This is a genomic window from Stenotrophomonas sp. 28608_Sma (genome assembly GCF_056486185.1).
The window spans coordinates 3,205,332-3,227,316 of record NZ_CM151308.1 but is presented as its reverse complement, the minus strand read 5'-3'; the positions used below and the strand labels follow the sequence as shown (position 1 = coordinate 3,227,316).

The following is a 21,985-nucleotide window of genomic DNA, read 5'->3' as shown; positions in this document are numbered from 1 at the left end:
GGATCCACCGATGAGCGACACCCCCCGCATCGCTTTCCTGGCCAGCACCACCGAGCCCGCGCAGATGGCCCGCGCCGCGATGGTCTCGCGCTATGGCGATCACGCGCCGGAGCAGGCGGACGTGCTGTGCCCGCTGGGCGGCGACGGTTTCATGCTGCAGACCCTGCACCGGCACGGGCACCTGGGCAAGCCGGTGTTCGGCATGAAGCTGGGCACCGTCGGCTTCCTGATGAACCAGTACCGTGGCGACGACGACGTGCAGGCGCGCATTGCCCGTGCCGAACCGGCCAACCTGCGCCCGCTGGAAATGGTGGCGTTGACCGAGTCGGGCACCAGTACCGGTTCGCTGGCCTACAACGATGTGTCGCTGCTGCGCCAGACCCGGCAGGCCGCGCATATCGGCATCGACCTCAACGGTCAGGAACGCGTGGCCGAACTGATCGGTGACGGCGTGCTGGTGGCCACCCCGGCCGGCAGCACCGCCTACAACTATTCCGCACACGGTCCTGTGCTGCCGCTGGGCTCGCATACCATCGCGCTGACGCCGTTGGCCCCGTACCGGCCGCGACGCTGGCGCGGGGCGATTCTCAAGGCCGACACCGAAGTGCGTTTCCGCGTGCTCGATCCGTACAAGCGCCCGGTCAGCGTCACAGCGGATTCGCATGAGACCCGCGACGTGGTCGAGGTGACCATCCGCGAGTCGAAGGACCGCCGCGTGACCCTGCTGTTCGACCCGGAGCACAACCTGGAAGACCGGATCCTGAGCGAACAGTTCGTTTTTTGACGACAATAGGCGGCCGGCCCCGCCGACCGCTTGAAGGACCCCCACCGATGGGCGACAACTCCCCCCGTTTGCTGACCGTCGCGGTGACCTCGCGCGCCCTGTTCGACCTCGAGGAAAGCCATGCGCTGTTCGAGAGCGATGGCGTGGCGGCCTATGCCGAATTCCAGCGCCAGCACGAGGACGACATCCTCGGGCCCGGCGTGGCCTTCCCGGTGGTGCGCAAGTTGCTGGCGCTGAACCAGGGCGCCAGCCCGGAGAATCCGCGGGTCGAGGTGATCCTGCTGTCGCGCAATTCGGCCGATACCGGCCTGCGCATCTTCAATTCGATCCAGCATTACGGCCTGGGCATCATCCGCGCGACGTTCACCGCCGGCGAGCCGACCTGGCCGTACGTGAAGCCGTTCGGTACCGACCTGTTCCTGTCGGCCAACCCGGAATCGGTGCGCAGCGCGCTGCGCCATGGCATTGCGGCGGCGACCATCCTGCCCAAGCCGCCTGGCGAGACCGCCGCTGCGGCGGCCGACCAGATCGATACCGGTCGCCCGGCCGGCCAGCTGCGCATCGCCTTCGACGGTGACGCCGTGATCTTCGGTGACGAGAGCGAGCGCATTTCGCGCGAGCAGGGCGTGGAAGCCTTTGGCCGCCACGAGCGCGAACGCGCCCGCGAGCCGCTCAGCGGCGGTCCGTTCCGGGGTTTCCTGTCGGCCCTGCATACATTGCAGGAAGTGTTCCCGGCCGGCGAGAGTGCGCCGATCCGGACCGCACTGGTCACCGCGCGATCGGCACCGGCGCATGAGCGGGTGATCCGTACCCTGCGCGAGTGGGGCGTGCGCCTGGACGAGGCGCTGTTCCTCGGCGGCCGCCACAAGGGGCCGTTCCTGCAGGCGTTTGGCGCCGACATCTTCTTCGATGATTCGCAGCACAACATCGACAGTGCCCGAGAGCATGTGGCCGCCGGCCACGTGCCGCATGGCGTTGCCAACGAAGGATAGGGTCTGGTAATTGCCAACCTTGGTTGGCGCCGTCCTGGATCCATGCCCACCAAGGTGGGCATCTACCAGAGCGCCATGCCCCGGTAGTCGCCAACCTTGGTTGGCATTGCCGTCAGGCCACGGGTCCCGTCAAGGGCTGCCGGACATCCCCAGCTGCAGGTCCACCACCTTCCAGCGCAGGCCCTGCGGTTCCAGCACCACCTTCATCGGCGGCTGGCCGGGACCGCGATCGACATCGATCACGAAGCGGTCCAGCGCTTCGAAATGATGTTCGGCATGCTTCAGCGGCCGCGCGGGTTCGGTCGCGCCGAAGGCATCGCCGCCCTGCAGTTCATTGCGGCCGCGCTTCCACAGCACGTGACCCTGCAGCATCGCGCCGATCCCGGTCGGGGTCACCATGGTGTCCACCGCGGCACCACCAAGCTGGTCGCCCAGCCCGTACAGCAGGGCACCGAACGGGCTGGCCGCCACATCCGGGCCGGCTTGGCGCACCAGATAGTCATTGAGCTGCGCGCGCAGGCTGCTGCGCACGCGCGGGAAATCGACGTAACGCTCCAGGCGCGCGGTGTCGCGTTGCTCGATGGCCTTGGACAGGCCATTGACGGTCATGTACGGGCCGCCGAACCACCATGCGGCCAAGGCCAGGACCAACAGCCCAACGAGTGCGGTGAGTTTCTTCATGCCGCCCAGACTGCCGCAACCGCAGCAGCATGGGGTGAAGACTCAATGACTGGGAGATCCGCGGCCATCACCGAAGGCGTCCACCAGCTGCTGGCGTTCGGCTGCGGTCAGTGCCTCAAGCCGCGTTGCCAGTACTTCTTCCAGGCTGGCGGTGCGGGTGGTACCCAGGATGCCACTGGCCACGCCGGGATGGCCCAGGGCGTAGGCAAAGGCGGTCTGGGCGGGGCGCTGGCTGCGGATGGCGGCCAGCGTCTTCCGCATGTTGCGTGCGCTGTGCATCAGTGTGCGGCTGCTCGGTTTTAGCCAAGCCCTGGCCAGGTACCAGGCATCCGCCGGTCGTGGCAGGCGCGGGCGTGGTGGCAGCAGATGGCCCTGCGCCAGCACTGTGCCGGCCAGTACGCCGATGCCCACTGCGTGCAACTGGTCGATGAGGGGTTCACGGTCCTGCTGCAGGGCGTTGTAGTCCAGAAGCACCACGTCGAACAGCGTGGGATGGTCGATCATCCAGCGCAGAGTCGATGCCGTGTGCGTATTGATGCCGGTGTGCCGGATCAGCCCGCGTTCGCGCAGGCGTTGCAGCGCGGCCAGCAGGTCATCGTTGATGTCGTGCTGGCTGGCACCGTGCAGCTGGTAGATATCCAGGTAATCCAGGCCGAGGTTGCGCAGCGAGGCCTCGCAGCTGGCAGTGATGGCTGCCGGCGAGAAATTGCGTTGCTCGGCGCCGCTGACGCCGGCCTGGCCGGTCAGTGTGCCGCCCTTGCTGGAAATCACCAGCGACTCGCGCGGGTATCGCTTCAGCAACGGGCGCAGGATGCGGCCCAGCCGCGGCTCGGCGTGGAAACCGGAATAGTTGTGGCCGGTGTCCAACAGGTTCACGCCCTGTGCCAGTGCATGCTCGACCACGTGCGCGGCCGACTGTTCCGGGAAGCGGCGATGCCCCCAGAAGCCGGAGCAGCCCAGGCCCACCGGCGAAACCGCCAGGCCGGTGCGGCCCAGCGTGCGGCGTTGCTGTGCCAACGGCATCAGAATTCCAGGTCCAGCGCCGCGCACAGGTAGTCGACGAACGGGCCGAGCGCGGCCAGGTCCTTGCCCAGCGTGGACAGCAGGCGCGGGCCGGTCATGGTGGCGTCGTCCAGCGAGCGCCACATCACCCAGTTGCGGTGCTTGAGGTCGTCGATGAATTCGAAGTCGGCCGGGAAGCCGCGCGGCGGACGCACCAGCTTCTCGCTCTCCTCGAAGTCGAAGCGTTTGCGCAGGGCCGGTGCATGCGCTGCGGCCTTCCAGCTGCCCGGGTTGTCGAGGATGAAGTGGCGCACGCGGCGCTGGGTCTCCGGTTCCGGATGCCACAGGCCGGCACCGACGAAGCTCTCGCCCGGCTGCAGGTGCACGTAGAACGAGGGCGCGGCCACCTCGCGGCGGCGCTCATGGAACAGGCGTGCACCCTGCCAGGTCTTGTACGGGGATTTGTCGTTGGAGAAGCGGGCGTCGCGATGGATGCGGAACAGCGAGCCGCCGACGCCACGGGTATCGGCGCGGAAGTGGTCGCTGACCTCGGCCAGCGCCGGCTGCAGGTCACCCAGCAGGCGCAGGAATGGCTGCCGCACGTGGTCTTCATACTGCTGGCGGTGGTCGTTGAACCATGCCTTGTCGTTATGCCGCGCCAGGCTGCGCAGGAACTTGAAGCTGGCGTCCGAGAAATAGGTACTCACAAGGTCTCCTGCAGGTGCTGGCCCCAGTCGCGCAGCGATTGCAGCAGGGCCTGGCGCCGCGTGTCGTCGGGCGCTTCGGCGGCCAGTGCATCGAGCTGCTGCTGGTACTGGGGCAGGTTGAGTTCGCCCAGCCCGCCGTCTCCGAGCAGGCGCTGGCGGCGGTAATCCTGCCAGCGCTGGCGTTCAGCCGGTGCGAGGCTGTCGGGATGATTGCGCGCGCGGTAACGGAACAGCAGCTCCGGCAGGCGCGGGTCGCGGAAGCGGCCTTCCAGCGCGGCCAGCTGCTCTGGCGCGGTGGTGCGTGCCAGCGCAAGCAGCGGCTTGTCGCCATTGCCGAGGAAGCCGTCGTAGAGCGAGGCATCGACATCGGCCACGGTGGCGGTGCGGGGCTGGTTGTAGACCTGCCGGGCCTTCTCGGCCAGCTGCGGGGCGAACGCGCGCAGGCGTTCCACCTTGGCCTCGATCGCGGCCACGTCCAGGCCGAGGCGCGCGTGGTCATCGGCGCGCAGGTGGTTCCAGGCGATCAGCGCGGGCACCTTGTTCAGGTGCACTTCCTTCAGCGGCACCCGCGCCACGCCTTCGGGCAGCTCGCTGGCGCGCATGTACAGGCGCTGTGCGATCACCTCGGCCGGCAGTTCCAGCAGATCGTCGATCTCGCCTTCCAGGTCGAACACGATCACCCGGTTGTTGATGGTCGGGTGCGCGGCCAGCGGCAGCACCGGGGCCGCGCACAGGCGACTGGCCGGGTAGCGCATGGAAATGTGCAGTACCGGCTTCATCGCGGCCACGTCCAGCAGGCTGCCGACGAAGCGTTTGTCGCGCAGCTTCAGCGCGTACTCCCACAGCCGTGGCTGCGACTGCTTGAACAGGCGTGCCATGCCGATGGTGGCGCGTACGTCGGACAGCGCTTCGTGCGCATCGCCTTCGCGCACGTTGTTGGCCTCGGCCAGGTGCTCGAGCTTGAACGAGGTGGCGCCATCCTCGCGCAGCGGCCACTGGATGCCGTCCGGGCGCATCGCGCGCATCAGCCGCAGCATGTCCAGCAGGTCCCAGCGCGAATTGCCGTTGCGCCACTCGCGTTCGTACGGGTCGTGGAAGTTGCGGAACAGGCCGTAGCGGACGAACTCATCGTCGAAGCGCAGCGTGTTGTAGCCCAGCGCACAGGTGCCGGGGCGCGACAGCTGCTCGTTGATGCGATCGAAGGCCTCGGCCTCGCTGATGCCCTCGGCCAGTGCCTGCTGCGGGGTGATGCCGGTGACCAGCGTGGCCATCGGCGAGGGCAGCAGGTCATCGGCCGGGCGCACGAAGAAACTGACCGGCGTGTCGATTTCGTTGAGATCGGCGTCGGTACGGATCGCGGCGTACTGCGAGATGCGCGTGCGCCGCGGGTCCTGGCCGAAGGTTTCCAGGTCGTAGAACAGGAAGCTGTCAGCCATCAGTGCGCCCCCTCCAGGACCGGCAGCTGCGCGTGGATCTGTGCTTCCAGTGCGGTCCAGTCGATGTTGTCCAGTGAATCGTGACCGGCGGTGGCGGCCACCAGCATGTCGCGCTGCAGTTCGGTGCGGCGCAGCGCCTCGGCGTACGGCGTGTGCAGGAAAGTGACCATCGTGTAGTGCGGTACGAAGCGGGTCGGCCAGCGCCGCTGCAGTTCCTGTTCCAGCTCGCGCTGCAGCAGGAAGGCGGGATCGGCCACGCGGTCGCGCATCTCCAGGTAGTTCTCCAGCGCCATCTGCTGGATTGCGCGCGCATTTGGCTTGCGCTCGGCTTCGAACGCGGCGAACGCACCTTCCAGATCATCGGCCTCCATCAGGTGACGGGCCAGCGCAACGCAGTCTTCGAACGCGCAGTTCATACCCTGGCCATGGAACGGCACCATCGCATGCGCGGCGTCGCCGATCAGCACGGCGCGGCCCTGCTGGTGCCAGCGTTCCAGAGTGAGCGTGCCAAGCAGGCCCGGCGGATGCTGCTCCCAGTCCGCGCGCAGGTTCGGGATCAACGGCAGGGTGTCGACGAACTCGCGCGCGAACAGCGCCTCGGCCTGCGCGCCGGTGTTGACCGTGGCGAAGCTGGGATCGCCCTGGTTGGGCAGGAACAGGGTGACGGTGAAGGTGCCTTCGTGGTTGGGCAGGGCGATGCACATGTAGTGGCCGCGCGGCCAGATGTGCAGTGCATTGCGCTCAATGCGGAAGCTGCCATCGGCAGCCGGCGGGATCTCCAGCTCCTTGTAGGAGTGGTCGAGGAAGGCGATGTCCTCACCCAGCGGCGCGCGCCGGTTCATCGCCGCACGCAGTGCCGAACCGGCACCGTCGGCACCGATCAGGGTGTCGAAACGGATGTCGTGCGGGCTGTCGTCACGGTCATCGATGAAGCGTGCGTAACCCGCATCGAAATCGACGGTGTGCAGGCGGCGATGGAAGTGCACGGTGGCGCCGGCCTGTTCGGCCAGCTCCAGCAGCGTGGTGTTCAGGTCGCTGCGGTGGATCGACCAGATCACTTCGCTGTCGTCGCGGCCATAGCGCTGCAGCTGCGGTTCGCCCTCGCGCGGGTGCACCATGCGCCCGCGCATCATCACCGCGCGCGCCATCACCTCGTCTTCCACGCCCGCCTGACGCAGTGCGTTGCGCCCACGCTCGGCCAACGCCAGGTTGATCGAGCGGCCGCTCTCGTAGTCGGCCACGCGTGGATCGCCGCGGCGTTCGTACAAGGTGATGCGCCAGCCCTGGCGTGACAGCAGGATGGCCAGCAGGGACCCGGCAAGGCCGGCACCGATAATGCTCAACGAGCGGGAAGCGTGTGCGATCAACGAACTGTCCAGCAGTAGGGGAGGGGCCGGCTTAGAGGCCGGCCCAGGCTTCCACTTCCTCGACGAAGTGGTGCACGTCCAGGTAGCGGTTGTAGAGCGGCGTGGGCGAGATGCGGATCACGTCGGGTTCGCGCCAGTCGCCGAGCACGCCGATGCCGCGCAGATGCTCGAACAGCGCACGGCCGCGCTCGCGGCCACCGATCACGCGCAGCGACAACTGGCAGCCACGGCGCTGCGGCTCGGCCGGGGTGATGATGTCGAGCACGCCGGACAGGCGTGCGCGGACCAGTGCTTCGAGCATGCCGGTCAGTGCCAGCGACTTGCTGCGCAGCGCCTCCATGCCGGCGCGCTCGAACAGGTCCAGCGAGGCGCGCAGCGGCGCCAGGCCGAGGATTGGCGGATTGCTCAGCTGCCAGCCTTCGGCACCGATGGCCGGGGTGAACTGCGGCGCCATCTGGAAGCGGGTGGATTCCTCATGGCCCCACCAGCCGGCAAAGCGCGGCAGGCTGGTGTCGCGGTGATGGCGCTCATGCACGAACGCGCCGGCCACCGCGCCCGGGCCGCTGTTGAGGTACTTGTAGTGGCACCACACGGCGAAATCAGGGGCCACGTCATGCAGGCGCAGCGGCAGGTTGCCGACCGAGTGTGCCAGGTCGAAGCCGATACGCGCGCCCTGCAGACGTGCGGCGCGGGTGATCGCATCGAGGTCGAAGGCCTGGCCGGTGCGGTACTGCACGCCAGGCCACAGCACCAGCGCCAGGCGTGAACCGTGCTCGGCGATGGCATGCTCGATCGCGGTCAGTGAAATCGTGCCGTTGGCCTCGTCCGGCTGCACTTCCACCAGGCACTCGGCCGGGTCGAAGCCATGGAAGCGGATCTGTGCTTCCACCGCGTGGCGATCGGTCGGGAATGCGCCGGCTTCCATCAGGATCACCGGGCGCTCGGCCGTGGGCCGGTAGAAGCTGACCATCATCAGGTGCAGGTTCACGCTCAGCGTGTTCATTGCAACTACCTCGCTGGGCAGCGCACCGACCACGCGGGCCAGCTGCGCGCTCACCAGGCGGTGGTAGGACAGCCACTGTGTCGGGCCGGTGAAGTGGCCTTCCACCGCCAGCTCGCCCCACTGCTTCATCACTTCCTGCACGGCCGCCTGCGCGCCACGCGGCTGCAGGCCCAGCGAGTTGCCGACGAAGTAGGTCTGCTCGCCGCCGCCATGGCGCGGAATCAGGAATTCATTGCGCAGCGGGCGCAGCGGATCGGCGGCGTCCAGGGCAATGGCGTGGGTGCGGCTGAGCAGGTCGGACATGGTCGGGCAACAGGCTGCAACGGGACCGCCAGTGTAGCGCCTGGGGCATGGCCCGGTAGCTGCCAACCCAACGCCAGCGCCGCATGACCCGGTAGACGCCAACCTTGGTTGGCGCACGTACAAGCAAGCGCCCACCAAGGTGGGCAACTACCAGAGCGGGGGCGAGCATGCGCCCACCGAGGTGGGGAACTACCGTTCGATGGCTCAGCCCGCCGCTGGCGCCGGCAGCGGGTCCACGTGCCCGCACTCGCTGCAGGTACGCAGTTCCAGGCTGGCGTGATAGCGCGCAAACACCTTGGGCAGGTCGGTCTCGATGTTCTGCAGCGGGAAATACTCTTCGTGCAGCTTGTGGTTGCAGCGCTCGCAGTGCCAGATCACGCCGTCCATCTCGTGCGGCAGGCGCTTGCGCTCGACCACCAGACCGATACCACCGGGCGGGCGCCGCGGCGAGTGCGGCACCTTTGCCGGCAGCAGGAAGATCTCGCCGGCGCGGATCGGAATGTCGCGCACCGCGCCGTCTTCCTGCACCTTCAGCACCATCTCGCCTTCGAGCTGGTAGAACCACTCCGGGCCTTCGTCGTAGTGGAAGTCGGTACGCGAGTTCGGCCCGCCCACCACCATCACGATGAAGTCGCCGTTGTCGATCATCTTGTTGCCCACCGGCGGCTTCAGCAGGTGGCGGTTCTCTTCGATCCAGGCGTGCAGGTTGATCGGCGAAGCGAGCATGGTGGTCATCCGTAAGGGATCAGTCGCGCTTGCCCTTGCGCGGGACGTAGGACAGGGCCTTTTCATAGGCGGGCTGCAGCTCTTCCTGCGAACCGACGTCGATGCCCATCTCGCGCACGCGTCCGTCCTTCAGGCTGTAGACCCAGCCGTGCACCATCAGCTTCTGGCCGCGGGCCCAGGCGTCCTGCACGATGGTCGAGCGGCACAGGTTGGCCACCTGCTCGATCACGTTCAGTTCGCACAGGCGTGCGTGCTTGAGCTCGTCGGTCTCGATCGCATCAAGGATGCCGGTGTGCTTCTGCATCACGTCGCCAACGTGGCGCAGCCAGTTGTCGGCCAGGCCGACGCGGGTGTTGTGCAGGCAGGCATGCACGCCGCCGCAGCCGTAGTGGCCGACGATCAGGATGTGCTTCACCTTCAGCTGGTCCACCGCGTACTGCACCACGCTCAGGCAGTTCAGGTCGGTGTGGGCGACCACGTTGGCGACGTTGCGGTGCACGAACACTTCACCCGGGGCCATGCCGATGATCTGGTTGGCCGGCACGCGCGAATCGGAACAGCCGATCCACAGGTATTCGGGGTGCTGCTGCTTGGCGAGCTGGTGGAAGAACTCGGGGTCTTCCTTCTCGATCCGGTCGGCCCAGTCGCGGTTGTTCTGCAGCAGTTTGTGGATGTCTTTCATGTATGGGTCCCTGGCGTCGGGTGGGGGCTCGCCGCAGCCGTCCGGCTGCGTCGTCGCGGGAATCTGGGGCGTTCAGTCGCTGCGGGCAGCCTGTTCGCGGTGCCAGCGCATCCACTGCGCCAACTCGGTGGAAGCGGGGGTGCCCAACTGTTCCAGTTCGGCGATCACCGCGCGCTGGTTCGCATCGGGATGGTTCTGGCTCAGCTTGAGCTTCAGCTGCACCTGTTCGACCTGGAAACGGAAGCCGACGATGGCGCGCAGCTCCGGGCCATGCTCGGCACGCGTGGGATCGAAATGCCAAGCCTGTCCGACACTGGCTTCGAAGCGATCGCTGATCGCGCCGACCAGTTCGGCCAGCGCTTCGGCATCGTCGAACGTCTGCAGCTGGCCGCGCAGTTCGGCGGCGGCGTAGTTCCAGGTGGGTACCCGCGCAGCGGGCTCCTTGTCCGGATACCAGCTGGCCGAGACGTAGCCATGCGGACCATCGATCAGTACCTTGGCCGCGCCGCGGTGGCGCGACTGCGGGTTGGCGCGCGCCCAGTGGCCGCGCAGTTCGATCTGGTCGCCGTCACGCCGGTACAGCACCGGCATCCGGGTCAGCTCCGGCAGGCCATCGCTGCCGGGCGTAAGCACGGTAACGAACGGGTCGCGCGCCAGCAGGCGGTCCAGCCAGAGCAGATCGGTCTCGGCGAAGGCGCGCGGGGTGAACATGCAGGGGTCAGGCGCGCCCGCCCAGCGACTGGATCATGCGGCCGCGCAGGCCCTCGTCGCTGTCGGCCTGCGGCGGCTGCACTTCGCGCAGGCTGAAGCCGCGCACCAGCGCGTCTTCCTCGTCCAGGCCGTCGTACTCGACGAATTCGGCGTCGAACAGCTGCGAACGCGCGGTGTCTTCGCTGTCATAGCTCAGCGTGTTGCCATCGCTGTCGAGCACTTCGGCGGTGCCGGCCGGGCGCACGCGCAGGCGCGCCCAGATCAGGGTGTTGCCGAGGCTGGCCAGCCACCAGCTGTCGCGCGAGGCGGTGATGTCATTCATGGATGTGTTACCAGAGCGAGGCCAGCCAGAGCAGGGCGGCCATGCCCAGTCCGGCCAGCAGGGTCAGCAGCGATACCCAGGCCGGCGTCGCCAGCCCGGACAGCGAGCGGTCCGGCTGCTGGCGATAGTCACGGCGCAGCAGCCAGGCCAGGGCATCGGGCTTGAGGAAGGCACCGCTGCCGAAGCGCTCGGCGAGCGCCGGATGGCGATCGCGTACGTGCACCAGGGTCAGCGGCCAGAAGATCACGAAGGCACTGAACCCGGCCACTGCAACGCCGACGAAACAGAGGGCGAAGAACAGGGTCATGGGAGCGGTACCTCCGTGGTCGTGTGGGGCTTAGAAGTCCGCGCTGCCCGGGGCGCGCGGGTAGGGGATCGCATCGCGGATGTTGGACAGCCCGCAGACGTACACCACCAGGCGTTCGAAGCCCAGGCCGAAGCCGGCGTGCGGCACCGAACCATAGCGGCGGAAATCGCGATACCAGCTGTAGTGCTCACGATCCAGGCCGAACTGGGCCATGCGCGCGTCCAGCACTTCCAGGCGCTCTTCGCGCTGGCTGCCGCCGATGATCTCGCCGATGCCCGGGGCCAGCACGTCCATCGCGGCAACGGTCTTGCCGTCGTCGTTCAGGCGCATGTAGAAGGCCTTGATGTGCTCCGGATAGTTGGTCACCACCACCGGGCGGCCGACGTGTTCTTCGGTCAGCCAGCGCTCGTGCTCGGTCTGCAGGTCCAGGCCCCATTCGACCGGGAAGTCGAACTTCTTGCCGGACTTCTGCAGCAGGCTGACCGCATCGGTGTAGTCGATGCGCTCGAACGGTGCGTTGATGAAGTCTTCCAGCTTGGTGATCGCGTTCTTGTCCACGCGCTCGGCGATGAAGGCCAGGTCGTCGCTGCGCTCGTTCAGCACCGCACGGAACAGGTACTTCAGGAACTCTTCGGCCAGGCGTGCGTCTTCGGCCAGGTCGGCGAAGGCGATTTCCGGCTCGATCATCCAGAACTCCGCCAGGTGGCGGGTGGTGTGGCTGTTCTCGGCGCGGAAGGTCGGGCCGAAGGTGTAGACCTTGCTCAGCGCCAGGCAGTAGGCCTCGACGTTCAGCTGGCCGGACACGGTCAGGAAGGTTTCCTTGCCGAAGAAGTCGCGGCTGAAATCGATCGCGCCCTTCTCATCGCGCGGCAGGTTCACCATGTCCAGGGTGGACACGCGGAACATCTGGCCGGCGCCTTCGGCGTCGGAGGTGGTGATGATCGGGGTGCTGATCCAGTTGAAGCCGTTTTCGTGGAAGAAACGGTGCACGGCCTGGGCCAGGCAGTTGCGGATGCGGGTGACCGCGCCGAACAGGTTGGTGCGCGGGCGCAGGTGCGCCACTTCGCGCAGGAACTCCGGCGACATCGGCTTGGGCTGGATCGGGTAGGTGAGCGGGTCTTCGACCCAGCCGACCACTTCCAGCGTGCTGGCCTGGATCTCGAACGACTGGCCCTTGCCCTGCGACTTCACCAGGGTGCCGGTGGCGATGACCGAGCAGCCGCTGGTCAGGCGCTTGATCTCGTCGAAGTTGGCCAGGCTGTCGCCGGCCACGACCTGGATCGGCGCGAAGCAGGAGCCGTCGCTCACATTCACGAAGGCCAGATTCGCTGAACCGCGCACCGTGCGCACCCATCCGCGTACCGTGACTTCGCCGCCTTCCGGGATCTTCCCGGCAAGCGCATGTTCAACGCTGACCACCGTCATGACTTGAATCCTCTGCTGATCGACTCGATCTGTGAACACGGGAGTTTACCGGTTGCAGCGTTCTGCTTGCGAGGCATTTTTCGCGGCAACGGCTCCTTATAATGTCCCCGTACCTCTGGAGTAGCCCCATGGCCGTCAGCCTGACCCCCATCGCCTTCGAGCGCGTGCAGCGCTTTGTCGCCCAGACCCCCGGTGCGCTGGGCCTGCGTTTCGGCGTGACCAAGACCGGTTGCTCCGGTTGGGGCCACATCACCGACCTGGCACGCGACGAGCGCGAGGGCGATACCGTGTTCGAGCAGGACGGCGTGAAGATCTATGTCGACGCCAAGAGCCTGGCGCTGGTGGACGGCACCGTGATCGACTTCGGCAAGCACGGCCTGAGCGAAACGTTCACGTTCAGCAACCCGAACGCCACCGCCGAGTGTGGCTGCGGTGAAAGCTTCACCACCGACGCCGACAAGGCCTGAGGGCTGGTTCTGGCGTCCGCCGGGCATGGCCGGGCGCTGGTAGATGCCGACCTTGGTCGGCAGGGAAGGGATCCACGGATGGAACGACCGCTTTTCATTTATCACCCCAACGCCTACGCCCTCTCCTTCGAAGAGGTCGACGGAATCTGTGACTGCTGCGGCCAGCCGCGCACACTGCGCTACCGCGGGCCGTTCTACGCCCGTCTGCGTCCGGATTACCTTTGCCCTTGGTGTATCGCCGACGGCAGGGCGGCGGCCAGCTACGAGGGTGAATTCACCGGCTGGAGTGATATCGAAGGGGTCTCGCCAGACCCGGCCGACCCGCCGCCGAGCATCGCTCGTGAGCTGCTGCTGGAGATCTGCGAGCGCACGCCGGGCTACCCGTCCTGGCAGCAATCGGTCTGGCTGAGCCATTGTGAACGGCCCTGCGCCTTCCTCGGTTTCGCCGGCAGAGACGATCTGCTGCCCATCCTCGACCAGGTCCGGCCCGATGTGGCGGAGGTCAATCCGCGCGACGCCGACTGGGTGCTGGCGCACCTGAGCCGGGACGGGATGATGGTCGGCTGCCTGTTCCAGTGCCTGGAATGCGGCCAGCATCGCCTTCACGTCGACCTGGGGTGAATCCAGGCGGATTCTTGGGCTGTGCGGGGCTCCGGTAGCGGCCAGCCTGGGTCGGCATGGGGGCTGCGCCCCCGGTTCAGGTTGCCCTGTGACCCGCCGGTTGCCCGGCACCCCCATCTGCGCCATAATGCGCGGCTTCCTGCCTCCCGGCGGGAATCCTTGCCCCACCGCGGTATCAACGGCGGGGGGCTGTCCGGCCGCAAGGCCACATCCGAAAGGTAGAAAAAAACATGAGTCGTCATTACGAAATCGTGTTCATGGTCCACCCGGACCAGAGCGAGCAGGTCCCGGCCATGATCGAGCGCTACAAGTCGCTGGTCGAGAACGGCAACGGCACCATCCACCGTCTGGAAGACTGGGGCCGCCGCCAGCTGGCGTACCCGATCCAGAACCTGGTGAAGGCCCACTACGTGCTGATGAACATCGAAGCCGACCAGGCCGTTCTGAACGAACTGACCGAAAGCTTCCGCTTCAACGACGCCGTGCTGCGCAACCTGGTCATCAAGCGTGACGAGGCTGACACCGAGCAGTCGCTGATCATGAAGAGCAAGGACGAGAAGGGTGACAAGCCGGAGCGCGGTGAGCGCCGTCGTCGTGACGACGAAGAAGGCGAGTCCAACAACACCGCTGACAACGAAGCCGGCGACGACGCCGCTTCCGCCGCCTAAGGAGCCTTCCCATGTCCAAGTTCTTCCGTCGCCGCAAGTTCTGCAAGTTCACTGCTGAAGGTGTGAAGGAGATCGACTACAAGGATCTCAACACCCTGCGCCAGTACCTGACCGAGAACGGCAAGATCGTGCCGAGCCGCGTCACCGGTACCAAGTCGAAGTACCAGCGCCAGCTGGCGACCGCCGTCAAGCGCGCTCGCTTCCTGGCCCTGATCCCGTACACCGACAACCACGACGTCTGATGCCAGCGGGGCGGCCCGGCGCCGCCCCCGCTGTGCCAGCTATTCGGACAGCCTTTGTTGCGGGGCATCGCCTCGCTAACGAATAACTTATCTGGAGCAATACCATGCAGCTGATCCTCCTGCAGAAAGTCACCAACCTCGGCAACCTGGGCGACCTGGTCGACGTGAAGCCGGGCTACGGCCGTAACTTCCTCGTGCCGCAGGGCAAGGCCGTGCCGGCCACCGAGAGCAACAAGGCCGAGTTCGAAGCCAAGCGCGCCGAATACGAAGCCAAGGCCCAGGCCATCCACGCTGACGCCGAAGGCCGCAAGGCCAAGCTGGAAGGCGCGAGCGTGACCATCGCCGCCAACGCTTCGACCGAAGGCAAGCTGTACGGCTCGGTTGGCCCGCGCGACATCGCCGAGGCCTTCACCGCCGCCGGCCTGCCGCTGGAAAAGAGCGAAGTCATCCTGGGCGAAGGCGCCTTCCGCAACATCGGCGAATACGACGTGCTGGTCCACCTGCACGCCGACGTCGAGACCACCGTCAAGGTCGTCGTCGTCGCCGAAGCCTGATCCCACGCCGCAAGGCCTGGAATCACCGCAGAACGGGCGCCCGCAAGGGTGCCCGTTTTGTTTTGGGCGAGCGCGGGACATGTAGAGTCGAGATCCTATGTTCGTGGTCAAGCCTGCTGGAAGCAGGCTTGACCCACCTTCAGCATCGCCGGATCGAAGTCCCGGCCGCTTTTGAAGACACCCCAGGCGATCCTGGCCAGCTTTCTGGCCAGGATGTTGAAGACGGCGGTGCTGGGGTGACCGCGTTTTGACAGCTCGTCGTAGAGCGGTTGCCCCCGACGACACCGCTTGAGCCCCATGGCGGCCATGTAGAGCATCTGGCGCAGCACTGGCGCGCCCTGTTTGGACAGCCGACGCCGTCCCGTTCTGCCGCCAGACTCGTTAGGCCGGGGATCCAGGCCGGTGCAGGCGATCCACGCGTTGGCGTTGGCCAACGGCCAGCGCGTCATGTAGTAAATCAGGTGAGCGGCGACGGCAGGGCCGATACCAGGGATGGTCAACAGGCGCTTGTAGAGCGCGCCATGCTCTCCATCGCGACCCAAGCGCTGCAGTTCGCTTTCCAGCTCGGACAGCGTCCCAGCCAGAGCGCAGAACAGATCTGACAGCTCCCCGGGGGCACTTTTGCTTACCCCGAAGGATTGCTCCAGGCGCGCGCGTGTCTTTACCAGCGTCTGCCGCTTGCGCAGCAAATCGTGCATCTGCTGCTGCTCATCGGTACGCGGTACGTATTCACGCAGGCGATCGTTCTCCTTCTTCACGTATCGGGCGATCGCTTCGGCGTCCATGGCGTCCGTCTTGCCACGCGAGCCCGTCGCCCGGCCGTAGTGCTTGATCAGACGTGGATTGATCACATAGACAACGTGGCCTGCCTGGCCAGCCATCCGAGCCAACAACTCGTAGTACCGCCCCGTCGCCTCCATGCCAATCCGGCATCGCTGGGGCAAGGTGTTGAGCCACTGGGCTATGCCGGCCCGGGTGTTGGCGATCCTGTCGCCGGCCTTGCGGTCGGCCACTGCCGGTACGAACTCCTTGGAGTCCACGTCCACGCCAATATCGAGAGAATCAGACATTTGTACGGCTCCCAGCTATCTTTAAGGGGCTGGGGTGGTACCGCACCGACGTTAGCTTGCCTACATCGACGATCCCCTTTGGGGGCCGTACGATCCTTTATCGACGTTCGTGTGCGGGATGGGGATCGCTCGACTCGTCTGTCGGCTAGTATCCGCAGATGCATGCTTGACGGTCCCTCCACCCTGGCTCCTACATACCGCGTAGGAGCCGGGAGGAACATACAAGCCATGCTCGACTTGCTCTTCGCCCTGCATCACTTCCTGCTAGACGGCCTCACCCAGGAAGTGGCGCTCAAACTCCGCGAGTGCACTGGCAGCATCTGTCCGCAGCTGCTCGTGCTGGAGCAGTTCTCCGGCGCGACGCGCCCGTTCGATCATCATGCTGATACAGGTCGCCATGTCTGCTGATACAACGGGCACGAGGGCGCTTCTGTCGATGGTTTTCCAGGGCTGGCAGGCGTAGACCATATCCATGGTCAATAGCTGCTTTTTTAGGAACAGCTTCAAGCGGTCTGGTCCACTCGGTTCGAATGCCACAATCGCCCCGGAGACCCGAAGAACGACTCCGAATTTGGTGATGGATCGAAGATAGTTCCCCGTCACATGACGATCGAAGCAGATGTTCAGCTGTCTCTGGAGTGGGGCAAAAAGAGCGCCTGACGGAGGATCGCCGTAATGGCCGCTGATCTGTATCTGCATGGGCAGCTCTCAAGTGGTCTGGATTACGAATCGACCGCAATCCATCGAAGGTGAGGGAATGTTGCGATCAAGCAACAAGTAGCCCATCCCGCCGATCAGGATTCCTCGATGCGTCGGCGCTGCCGTATCAAGATCGAATGCGTCGAACTGAAGGACGAACGCCAGATCCTCCGATTCGTCATCCTGTAGCCAGTGTGGCCGCCCACCAATCTTTGAACTTCCATGAGGTGCTTCACCCTCAGCCGTCGCCGCCCCAGCGCAAATGCGGAGCGGCCCAATTGGCTCGCAGGGAGAAGCTCTTGGTGCATGCCCGGGACAATGAGCAATCACGCGACCGCCTTGGTCCATGGCTTCTTCGAATCTCTGCTTGCCCGAGGTGAGGTACGGCGTAAAGACCGAAATGATCAGCTCGGGCGCGATATCCAGTCCGGCGACGTGGCTTCGAATGAATGCGCCCGGAAAGCTGGCCAGATGAAGCAGTGCGTGTCCATGGATGCTGGTTGGCCAAGGGGTGCGGGCATCCAGCCAAGTGGTCCCGCCGAGCACGGGAGCGGCCGTCGCGTCGTCGGCGGGGCTAAAGGAAAGCGGTCGATGCATCCCTCCATCCTGCACGGCTTCAGATGTGCAGGGCGGCGGTGTGGTTAATAAAACAATTAATATCAATGGCTTGCGATTTGATCGGCGACCTGGAAATCCGTCGCGCGGGGCGCAAAGCGACATCTGGACCCATTTCAAGCGCGCTCCGCGCCGGTCATCCCGCCCGTGGAACATTCGCGCCGTTATACTCATTCCATTGTGTCACCCTTGGCTTCATTGAATTCTTTTGAAATCAATGGCTTGAGGTGCTGGCTGACCTGACATCCACAATACGGACGCCCCCAAGGCGCCTGTTGGAACCCAATCACGCCATGCGTCTTTCCACGATCAAGCTGTCCGGCTTCAAGTCGTTCGTCGATCCGACCACCCTGCACCTGCCGACCAACATGACCGGCGTGGTGGGGCCCAATGGCTGCGGCAAGTCGAACATCATCGACGCCGTGCGCTGGGTCATGGGCGAGAGCTCGGCCAGCCGCCTGCGCGGCGACTCGCTGACCGACGTGATCTTCTCCGGTTCCAATGCCCGCAAGCCGGTCTCGCAGGCCACCGTCGAGCTGATCTTCGATAATTCGGACCACACGATCTCCGGCGAGTACGCCTCGTTCAACGAAATCTCGGTCAAGCGCACGGTCAGCCGCGACGGCACCAGCAACTATTACCTCAACGGCACCAAGTGCCGTCGCCGCGACATCACCGACCTGTTCCTCGGCACCGGCCTGGGCCCGCGCAGCTACTCGATCATCGAGCAGGGCATGATCAGCCAGATCATCGAGGCGCGCCCGGAAGACCTGCGCGTGTACCTGGAAGAGGCGGCCGGCATCTCCAAGTACAAGGAGCGCCGCAAGGAGACCGAGACCCGCATCCGCCACACCCGCGAGAACCTGGACCGGCTGGGCGACCTGCGCGACGAGATCAGCAAGCAGCTCGAGCACCTCAAGCGCCAGGCCAAGCAGGCCGAGCAGTACCAGGCCCTGCAGGAAGAGCGCCGGGTCAAGGATGCCGAGTGGAAGGCCCTGGAGTTCCGCGGGTTGGACGGTCGCCTGTCCAAGCTGCGCGAAGGGCTGTCGCAGGAAGAGACGAAGCTGCAGCAGCTGATCGCCGACCAGCGTGACGCCGAGGCCCGCATCGAGACCTCGCGCGTTCGACGCGAAGAGGCCGCCGATGCGCTGAACACCGCGCAGGCTGCGGTCTACCAGGTCGGCAGCACGCTGGCGCGCCTGGAACAGCAGATCCAGCACCAGCGCGAGCTGTCGCAGCGCCTGCACAAGGCGCGCGACGAGACCCGCCAGGCACTGGCCGAACTGGGCCAGCACATCAGCGGCGACGAGGCCAAGCTGATGGTGCTGCGCGAAGCGGTCGAGGCCGCCACCCCGCAGCTGGAGGAGCTGCAGGAAGAAAACGAGATAAAGCAGGAAAGCCTGCGCGAGGCCGAAGACCGGCTGGCCAGCTGGCAGCAGCGCTGGGAACAGCACACTTCGCAGAGTTCGGAGGCCTCGCGCGCCGGAGATGTCGAGCGCACGCGCGTGGACTACCTGGACAAGCAGATCCTCGATGCCGACCGCCGTCGCGAGGCCCTGGCCGCTGAGCGCGCCGGGCTGGACGTGGACGCGCTGGAAGAAGCTTTCGAGCAGCTGCACCTGCAGCACGACACGCAGAAGACCGCGCTGGATGAATTGAGCGAAGACGTCGAGCTGCGCAAGCAGGGCGTGGCGGAAGTGCAGGAACAGCAGCGCAATGGCCAGAACGAACTGGCCGAACTGCGCAAGCAGGCCAACGGCCTGCGCGGTCGCCTGGCTTCGCTGGAAACCCTGCAGCAGGCTGCGCTGGGCCAGGAGCAGGGTGCTGCCGTGGCGTGGCTGAAGGCGCGCGGGCTGGATTCGGCGGCGCGTGTCGGCGAACGTCTGGACGTCGATGCCGGCTGGGAAAATGCGGTGGAAAGCGCGCTTGGCCAGTTAATCGAAGGCGTGCTGGTCGATGACCCGGGCAGCCTGGTTGATGCCCTCGGCGAACTCGGCGATGGCCACATTGCGCTGGTTGCCAGCGCGGGTGCCGACGTCAAGGCTGCACCGACTTCGCTGGCGGCCCGCGTGCGTGGCCCGGCCGCGATCCGTCGCCTGCTTGCGCACCTGCATGGTGCCAAGGACCTGTCCGAGGCGAAGGCCCTGCAGGCCAACCTTCCGGAAGGCGATTCGATCATCACCCAGAGCGGCGAACGCCTGGGCCAGGGCTGGCTGCGTGTATCGCGCTCTGGTGCGGCCCAGCAGGGCGCGCTGCTGCGCGAACGTGAGATCAACGAGCTGCGCGAGCAGATCGAGCAACTGCAGGATCGCGAAGCCGAGCTGGAAGAACAGCTGAGCGGTTTCCGTGAGCAACTGCAGGCCGCCGAGCAGCACCGCGAAGACGCACAGCGTGCGCTGTACCAGGCCCATCGTGCGGTCTCTGAACTGGCTGGCCAATTGCAGGGGCAGCAGGGCAAGGTGGAGGCGGCGCGCACGCGCATCGACCGCATCGAAGGCGAACTGAAGCAGCTGCAGGAAACGCTGGAAGCCAATAACGAGCAGGCGCGTGAAGCGCGCTCGCGGTTGGAAAACGCGGTCAGCAGCATGGGTGACCTTGAATCGACCCGGCAGGGGCTGGAGGGCGAGCGCCGCCAGCTGACCGAGGCCCGCGACCTGGCACGCGATGCTGCACGTGCGGTGCGTGAGCGCTCGCATTCGCTGGCCCTGACCCTGGAATCGCAGCGTGCGCAGCTGGCTTCACTGAGCCAGGCGCTGGAACGCATGGGCACCCAGCGCGGGCAGCTGGATTCGCGACTGGGCGAACTGCATTCGCAGCTGGACGAAGGTGATTCGCCGGTCGAGTCGCTGCAGGCCGAGCACCAGAACGCACTGGAAGAGCGTGTGCGGGCCGATCGCGTGCTGACCGAGGCGCGCACGCTGCTGGACGGCATCGACGCCGAGCTGCGCAATTACGAGCAGACCCGTCACCAGCGTGACGAACAGGCGCTGGCCCAGCGCGAGCGTATTTCGCAGCGCAAGCTGGACCAGCAGGCGCTGGTGCTCAGTGCGGATACCCTGCAGGGCGCGGTGGAGAAGGCCGGGTTCGTGCTGCAGGACGTACTCAACGCACTGCCCGAGGATGCCCGCCTGGGCGACTGGGAGCAGGCCGTGCACCAGATTGATGGCCGCATGCGCCGGCTGGAGCCGGTCAACCTGGCTGCGATTCACGAGTATGGCGAGGCCTCGCAGCGCTCGGACTACCTGGATTCGCAGCACGCCGACCTGACCACGGCGCTGGAAACCCTGGAAGATGCCATCCGCAAGATCGACCGCGAGACCCGCGGCCGCTTCAAGGACACCTTCGATCGCGTCAACGCCGGCGTGCAGGCGCTGTATCCGCGCCTGTTCGGTGGTGGCCACGCCTACCTGGAACTGACCGGTGAAGACCTGCTCGACACCGGCGTGACCATCATGGCGCGCCCGCCGGGCAAGCGCGTGTCCAGCATCTCGCTGCTGTCCGGCGGCGAGAAGGCGATGACCGCGGTGGCGCTGGTGTTCGCCATCTTCCAGCTCAACCCCGCGCCGTTCTGCCTGCTGGACGAGGTGGACGCGCCGCTGGACGAAGCCAACGTCGGCCGCCTGGCCAACATGGTCAAGGAGATGAGCGAAAAGGTGCAGTTCCTGTTCGTCAGCCACAACAAAGCGACGATGGAGGCCGCGCACCAGCTGTCGGGCGTGACCATGCGCGAGCCGGGCGTCAGCCGCCTGGTCAGCGTGGACCTGGAAGAAGCCGCGCGATTGGCGGGCGCGGCCTGACGTGCCATCCTAGTTACCTGAATGAACTAGCCGGAGAACCTATCGAATGTCCGACACGGCACTGTTGCGCATCGGCATCCTGGCCGCCGGCCTGCTGTTGATCGCCGCGATCTTCCTGTTTGGCCGTCCGAAAAAGAAGCCCCAGGGGCGCCGCGTGGAAGGCGCGGAACCGACCAGCGGCGAGCGCCGCGAACCGGTACTGGGCGAAGACGGCGTCGCCCTGGCCGATGGCCGCGTCGAACCGGGCATGGGCACGGAAGGCGAGCAGGCCGAACTTGGTCTGGGCGAAACCGACCCGGGCGCCAGTGATCTCGGCAAGCGCGCCACCCAGGATTTCGACAAGATCGTCTCCTTGTTCGTGGCTGCCCGGGCCGGCGAGCAGCTGCGTGGCGAAGACATCGTGGTGGCGGCTGAGAAGACTGGCCTGGTGTTCGGCCACATGAACGTGTTCCACCGCCTGGTGGAAGGCCACCCCGAGCGCGGCCCGATCTTCTCGATGGCCAGCATCATGAAGCCGGGCAGCTTCGACATGGCCAACATCCGCGCCATGGAGACCCCGGCCATCGCCTTCTTCCTGACCCTGCCGGCACCGCTGACCGCGCTGGATGCCTGGGAGAAGATGCTGCCCACCGTACAGCGCATGGCCGAGCTGCTCGACGGCGTGGTGCTGGACGACAGCCGCAACGCTCTCGGCCGGCAGCGCATCGCGCACATCCGTGACGAACTGCGTGCCTATGATCGCCAGCACCAGGCGCCGCCGCTGACCAAGACCCCGCGCTGGTAAGCGCCATGGTGTGCCGACCA

24 protein-coding genes are annotated in these 21,985 nt (G+C 66.1%); 9 read left to right on the top strand and 15 right to left on the bottom strand.

Features of this window, described 5'->3' with window-relative positions:
- Positions 1-10 precede the first annotated feature (10 nt).
- Together ACZLHH_RS15365 and ACZLHH_RS15360 are read left to right on the top strand one after the other, a co-directional pair.
- A complete protein-coding gene (locus ACZLHH_RS15365; RefSeq protein WP_006376667.1) occupies positions 11-784 on the top strand; it encodes an NAD kinase in 774 nt (257 codons plus the stop codon).
- Between the two features lie 47 nt (positions 785-831).
- On the top strand, positions 832-1,776 hold the full coding sequence (locus ACZLHH_RS15360) for a 5'-nucleotidase (RefSeq protein WP_005410242.1): 945 nt from the start codon (positions 832-834) through the stop codon (positions 1,774-1,776).
- Between the two features lie 129 nt (positions 1,777-1,905).
- On the opposite strand, the gene ACZLHH_RS15355 is transcribed toward ACZLHH_RS15360, so the two are convergent.
- From ACZLHH_RS15355 to asnS, 12 genes are all read right to left on the bottom strand, one after another.
- On the bottom strand, positions 1,906-2,457 hold the full coding sequence (locus tag ACZLHH_RS15355) for a DUF2939 domain-containing protein (protein WP_071227460.1): 552 nt from the start codon (positions 2,455-2,457) through the stop codon (positions 1,906-1,908).
- A 42-nt stretch (positions 2,458-2,499) separates the two neighbouring features.
- Positions 2,500-3,480: an aldo/keto reductase gene (locus ACZLHH_RS15350; protein WP_049422074.1), complete on the bottom strand. Its 981-nt coding sequence runs from the start codon at positions 3,478-3,480 to the stop codon at positions 2,500-2,502.
- Positions 3,480-4,166, bottom strand: coding sequence for a DUF2461 domain-containing protein (locus ACZLHH_RS15345; protein WP_032127674.1), 687 nt, complete (start codon positions 4,164-4,166; stop codon positions 3,480-3,482). Before ACZLHH_RS15345 ends, ACZLHH_RS15350 begins: the two co-directional genes overlap by 1 nt.
- Positions 4,163-5,602: an exodeoxyribonuclease I gene (sbcB, locus tag ACZLHH_RS15340; protein ID WP_180845378.1), complete on the bottom strand. Its 1,440-nt coding sequence runs from the start codon at positions 5,600-5,602 to the stop codon at positions 4,163-4,165. The genes ACZLHH_RS15345 and sbcB overlap by 4 nt, the downstream gene beginning before the upstream one ends.
- Positions 5,602-6,969 (bottom strand): FAD-dependent oxidoreductase, encoded by a 1,368-nt coding sequence (locus ACZLHH_RS15335; protein ID WP_071227462.1) that lies wholly within the window; start codon positions 6,967-6,969, stop codon positions 5,602-5,604. Before ACZLHH_RS15335 ends, sbcB begins: the two co-directional genes overlap by 1 nt.
- Positions 6,970-7,000: 31 nt before the next feature.
- On the bottom strand, positions 7,001-8,275 hold the full coding sequence (gene kynU, locus ACZLHH_RS15330) for a kynureninase (RefSeq protein WP_032127677.1): 1,275 nt from the start codon (positions 8,273-8,275) through the stop codon (positions 7,001-7,003).
- Between the two features lie 204 nt (positions 8,276-8,479).
- Positions 8,480-9,001 (bottom strand): 3-hydroxyanthranilate 3,4-dioxygenase, encoded by a 522-nt coding sequence (locus ACZLHH_RS15325; protein WP_049422134.1) that lies wholly within the window; start codon positions 8,999-9,001, stop codon positions 8,480-8,482.
- A 19-nt stretch (positions 9,002-9,020) separates the two neighbouring features.
- Positions 9,021-9,683: a carbonate dehydratase gene (gene can / locus ACZLHH_RS15320; RefSeq protein WP_014037740.1), complete on the bottom strand. Its 663-nt coding sequence runs from the start codon at positions 9,681-9,683 to the stop codon at positions 9,021-9,023.
- Positions 9,684-9,755: 72 nt separating this feature from the next.
- On the bottom strand, positions 9,756-10,394 hold the full coding sequence (locus ACZLHH_RS15315) for an FMN-binding negative transcriptional regulator (protein WP_180845377.1): 639 nt from the start codon (positions 10,392-10,394) through the stop codon (positions 9,756-9,758).
- 7 nt (positions 10,395-10,401) lie between these two features.
- On the bottom strand, positions 10,402-10,716 hold the full coding sequence (locus tag ACZLHH_RS15310; RefSeq protein WP_149909398.1) for a hypothetical protein: 315 nt from the start codon (positions 10,714-10,716) through the stop codon (positions 10,402-10,404).
- A gap of 7 nt (positions 10,717-10,723) precedes the next feature.
- The gene (locus ACZLHH_RS15305; RefSeq protein ID WP_005417403.1) at positions 10,724-11,023 is read right to left on the bottom strand and encodes a hypothetical protein; all 300 of its coding nucleotides are present in this window, start codon (positions 11,021-11,023) and stop codon (positions 10,724-10,726) included.
- 30 nt (positions 11,024-11,053) lie between these two features.
- Positions 11,054-12,448 carry an asparagine--tRNA ligase gene (gene asnS / locus ACZLHH_RS15300; protein ID WP_197573221.1) on the bottom strand — a complete coding sequence of 465 codons (1,395 nt, stop codon included), beginning with the start codon at positions 12,446-12,448 and terminating at the stop codon, positions 11,054-11,056.
- A 128-nt stretch (positions 12,449-12,576) separates the two neighbouring features.
- On the opposite strand from asnS, the gene ACZLHH_RS15295 reads away from it, so the two are divergent.
- From ACZLHH_RS15295 to rplI, 5 genes are all read left to right on the top strand, one after another.
- Positions 12,577-12,915 (top strand): HesB/IscA family protein, encoded by a 339-nt coding sequence (locus tag ACZLHH_RS15295; RefSeq protein WP_005410230.1) that lies wholly within the window; start codon positions 12,577-12,579, stop codon positions 12,913-12,915.
- Positions 12,916-12,993: 78 nt separating this feature from the next.
- The gene (locus tag ACZLHH_RS15290) at positions 12,994-13,536 is read left to right on the top strand and encodes a CbrC family protein (RefSeq protein WP_180845375.1); all 543 of its coding nucleotides are present in this window, start codon (positions 12,994-12,996) and stop codon (positions 13,534-13,536) included.
- A 230-nt stretch (positions 13,537-13,766) separates the two neighbouring features.
- A complete protein-coding gene (rpsF, locus tag ACZLHH_RS15285) occupies positions 13,767-14,204 on the top strand; it encodes a 30S ribosomal protein S6 (RefSeq protein WP_005410228.1) in 438 nt (145 codons plus the stop codon).
- 11 nt (positions 14,205-14,215) lie between these two features.
- The gene (gene rpsR, locus ACZLHH_RS15280) at positions 14,216-14,446 is read left to right on the top strand and encodes a 30S ribosomal protein S18 (RefSeq protein ID WP_002804494.1); all 231 of its coding nucleotides are present in this window, start codon (positions 14,216-14,218) and stop codon (positions 14,444-14,446) included.
- A gap of 104 nt (positions 14,447-14,550) precedes the next feature.
- A complete protein-coding gene (gene rplI / locus ACZLHH_RS15275) occupies positions 14,551-15,000 on the top strand; it encodes a 50S ribosomal protein L9 (RefSeq protein WP_005410227.1) in 450 nt (149 codons plus the stop codon).
- Between the two features lie 107 nt (positions 15,001-15,107).
- Here the strand turns inward: rplI and ACZLHH_RS15270 are convergent, their stop codons facing one another.
- The 3 genes from ACZLHH_RS15270 to ACZLHH_RS15260 form a co-directional block, all read right to left on the bottom strand.
- Positions 15,108-16,070, bottom strand: coding sequence for an IS110 family transposase (locus ACZLHH_RS15270; RefSeq protein WP_107314971.1), 963 nt, complete (start codon positions 16,068-16,070; stop codon positions 15,108-15,110).
- 264 nt (positions 16,071-16,334) lie between these two features.
- Entirely contained in the window at positions 16,335-16,769 is a 435-nt protein-coding gene (locus tag ACZLHH_RS15265) for a hypothetical protein (RefSeq protein ID WP_180845300.1), read from the bottom strand.
- 9 nt (positions 16,770-16,778) lie between these two features.
- The gene (locus ACZLHH_RS15260; RefSeq protein WP_180845299.1) at positions 16,779-17,366 is read right to left on the bottom strand and encodes a DUF1963 domain-containing protein; all 588 of its coding nucleotides are present in this window, start codon (positions 17,364-17,366) and stop codon (positions 16,779-16,781) included.
- A gap of 311 nt (positions 17,367-17,677) precedes the next feature.
- On the opposite strand from ACZLHH_RS15260, the gene smc reads away from it, so the two are divergent.
- Complete coding sequence (smc, locus tag ACZLHH_RS15255; protein ID WP_180845298.1) at positions 17,678-21,181, top strand: chromosome segregation protein SMC; 3,504 nt, start codon at positions 17,678-17,680, stop codon at positions 21,179-21,181.
- 46 nt (positions 21,182-21,227) lie between these two features.
- Positions 21,228-21,965, top strand: coding sequence for a cell division protein ZipA (gene zipA, locus ACZLHH_RS15250; protein ID WP_071227468.1), 738 nt, complete (start codon positions 21,228-21,230; stop codon positions 21,963-21,965).
- The last annotated feature ends 20 nt before the right edge of the window (positions 21,966-21,985 follow it).

Excerpts from the sequence above, each read along its gene's own strand:
- ACZLHH_RS15290 (WP_180845375.1), top strand. The coding sequence starts at position 12,994 with ATGGAACGACCGCTTTTCATTTATCACCCCAACGCCTACGCCCTCTCC.
- ACZLHH_RS15265 (WP_180845300.1), bottom strand. The coding sequence starts at position 16,769 with ATGCAGATACAGATCAGCGGCCATTACGGCGATCCTCCGTCAGGCGCT.
- can (WP_014037740.1), bottom strand. The coding sequence starts at position 9,683 with ATGAAAGACATCCACAAACTGCTGCAGAACAACCGCGACTGGGCCGAC.
- ACZLHH_RS15365 (WP_006376667.1), top strand. The coding sequence starts at position 11 with ATGAGCGACACCCCCCGCATCGCTTTCCTGGCCAGCACCACCGAGCCC.
- ACZLHH_RS15295 (WP_005410230.1), top strand. The coding sequence starts at position 12,577 with ATGGCCGTCAGCCTGACCCCCATCGCCTTCGAGCGCGTGCAGCGCTTT.
- sbcB (WP_180845378.1), bottom strand. The coding sequence starts at position 5,602 with ATGGCTGACAGCTTCCTGTTCTACGACCTGGAAACCTTCGGCCAGGAC.
- ACZLHH_RS15260 (WP_180845299.1), bottom strand. The coding sequence starts at position 17,366 with ATGCATCGACCGCTTTCCTTTAGCCCCGCCGACGACGCGACGGCCGCT.
- ACZLHH_RS15310 (WP_149909398.1), bottom strand. The coding sequence starts at position 10,716 with ATGAATGACATCACCGCCTCGCGCGACAGCTGGTGGCTGGCCAGCCTC.
- ACZLHH_RS15360 (WP_005410242.1), top strand. The coding sequence starts at position 832 with ATGGGCGACAACTCCCCCCGTTTGCTGACCGTCGCGGTGACCTCGCGC.
- rpsR (WP_002804494.1), top strand. The coding sequence starts at position 14,216 with ATGTCCAAGTTCTTCCGTCGCCGCAAGTTCTGCAAGTTCACTGCTGAA.
- ACZLHH_RS15315 (WP_180845377.1), bottom strand. The coding sequence starts at position 10,394 with ATGTTCACCCCGCGCGCCTTCGCCGAGACCGATCTGCTCTGGCTGGAC.
- ACZLHH_RS15325 (WP_049422134.1), bottom strand. The coding sequence starts at position 9,001 with ATGCTCGCTTCGCCGATCAACCTGCACGCCTGGATCGAAGAGAACCGC.
- ACZLHH_RS15350 (WP_049422074.1), bottom strand. The coding sequence starts at position 3,480 with ATGCCGTTGGCACAGCAACGCCGCACGCTGGGCCGCACCGGCCTGGCG.
- ACZLHH_RS15355 (WP_071227460.1), bottom strand. The coding sequence starts at position 2,457 with ATGAAGAAACTCACCGCACTCGTTGGGCTGTTGGTCCTGGCCTTGGCC.
- zipA (WP_071227468.1), top strand. The coding sequence starts at position 21,228 with ATGTCCGACACGGCACTGTTGCGCATCGGCATCCTGGCCGCCGGCCTG.
- asnS (WP_197573221.1), bottom strand. The coding sequence starts at position 12,448 with ATGACGGTGGTCAGCGTTGAACATGCGCTTGCCGGGAAGATCCCGGAA.
- smc (WP_180845298.1), top strand. The coding sequence starts at position 17,678 with ATGCGTCTTTCCACGATCAAGCTGTCCGGCTTCAAGTCGTTCGTCGAT.
- rpsF (WP_005410228.1), top strand. The coding sequence starts at position 13,767 with ATGAGTCGTCATTACGAAATCGTGTTCATGGTCCACCCGGACCAGAGC.
- ACZLHH_RS15270 (WP_107314971.1), bottom strand. The coding sequence starts at position 16,070 with ATGTCTGATTCTCTCGATATTGGCGTGGACGTGGACTCCAAGGAGTTC.
- kynU (WP_032127677.1), bottom strand. The coding sequence starts at position 8,275 with ATGTCCGACCTGCTCAGCCGCACCCACGCCATTGCCCTGGACGCCGCC.
- ACZLHH_RS15305 (WP_005417403.1), bottom strand. The coding sequence starts at position 11,023 with ATGACCCTGTTCTTCGCCCTCTGTTTCGTCGGCGTTGCAGTGGCCGGG.
- rplI (WP_005410227.1), top strand. The coding sequence starts at position 14,551 with ATGCAGCTGATCCTCCTGCAGAAAGTCACCAACCTCGGCAACCTGGGC.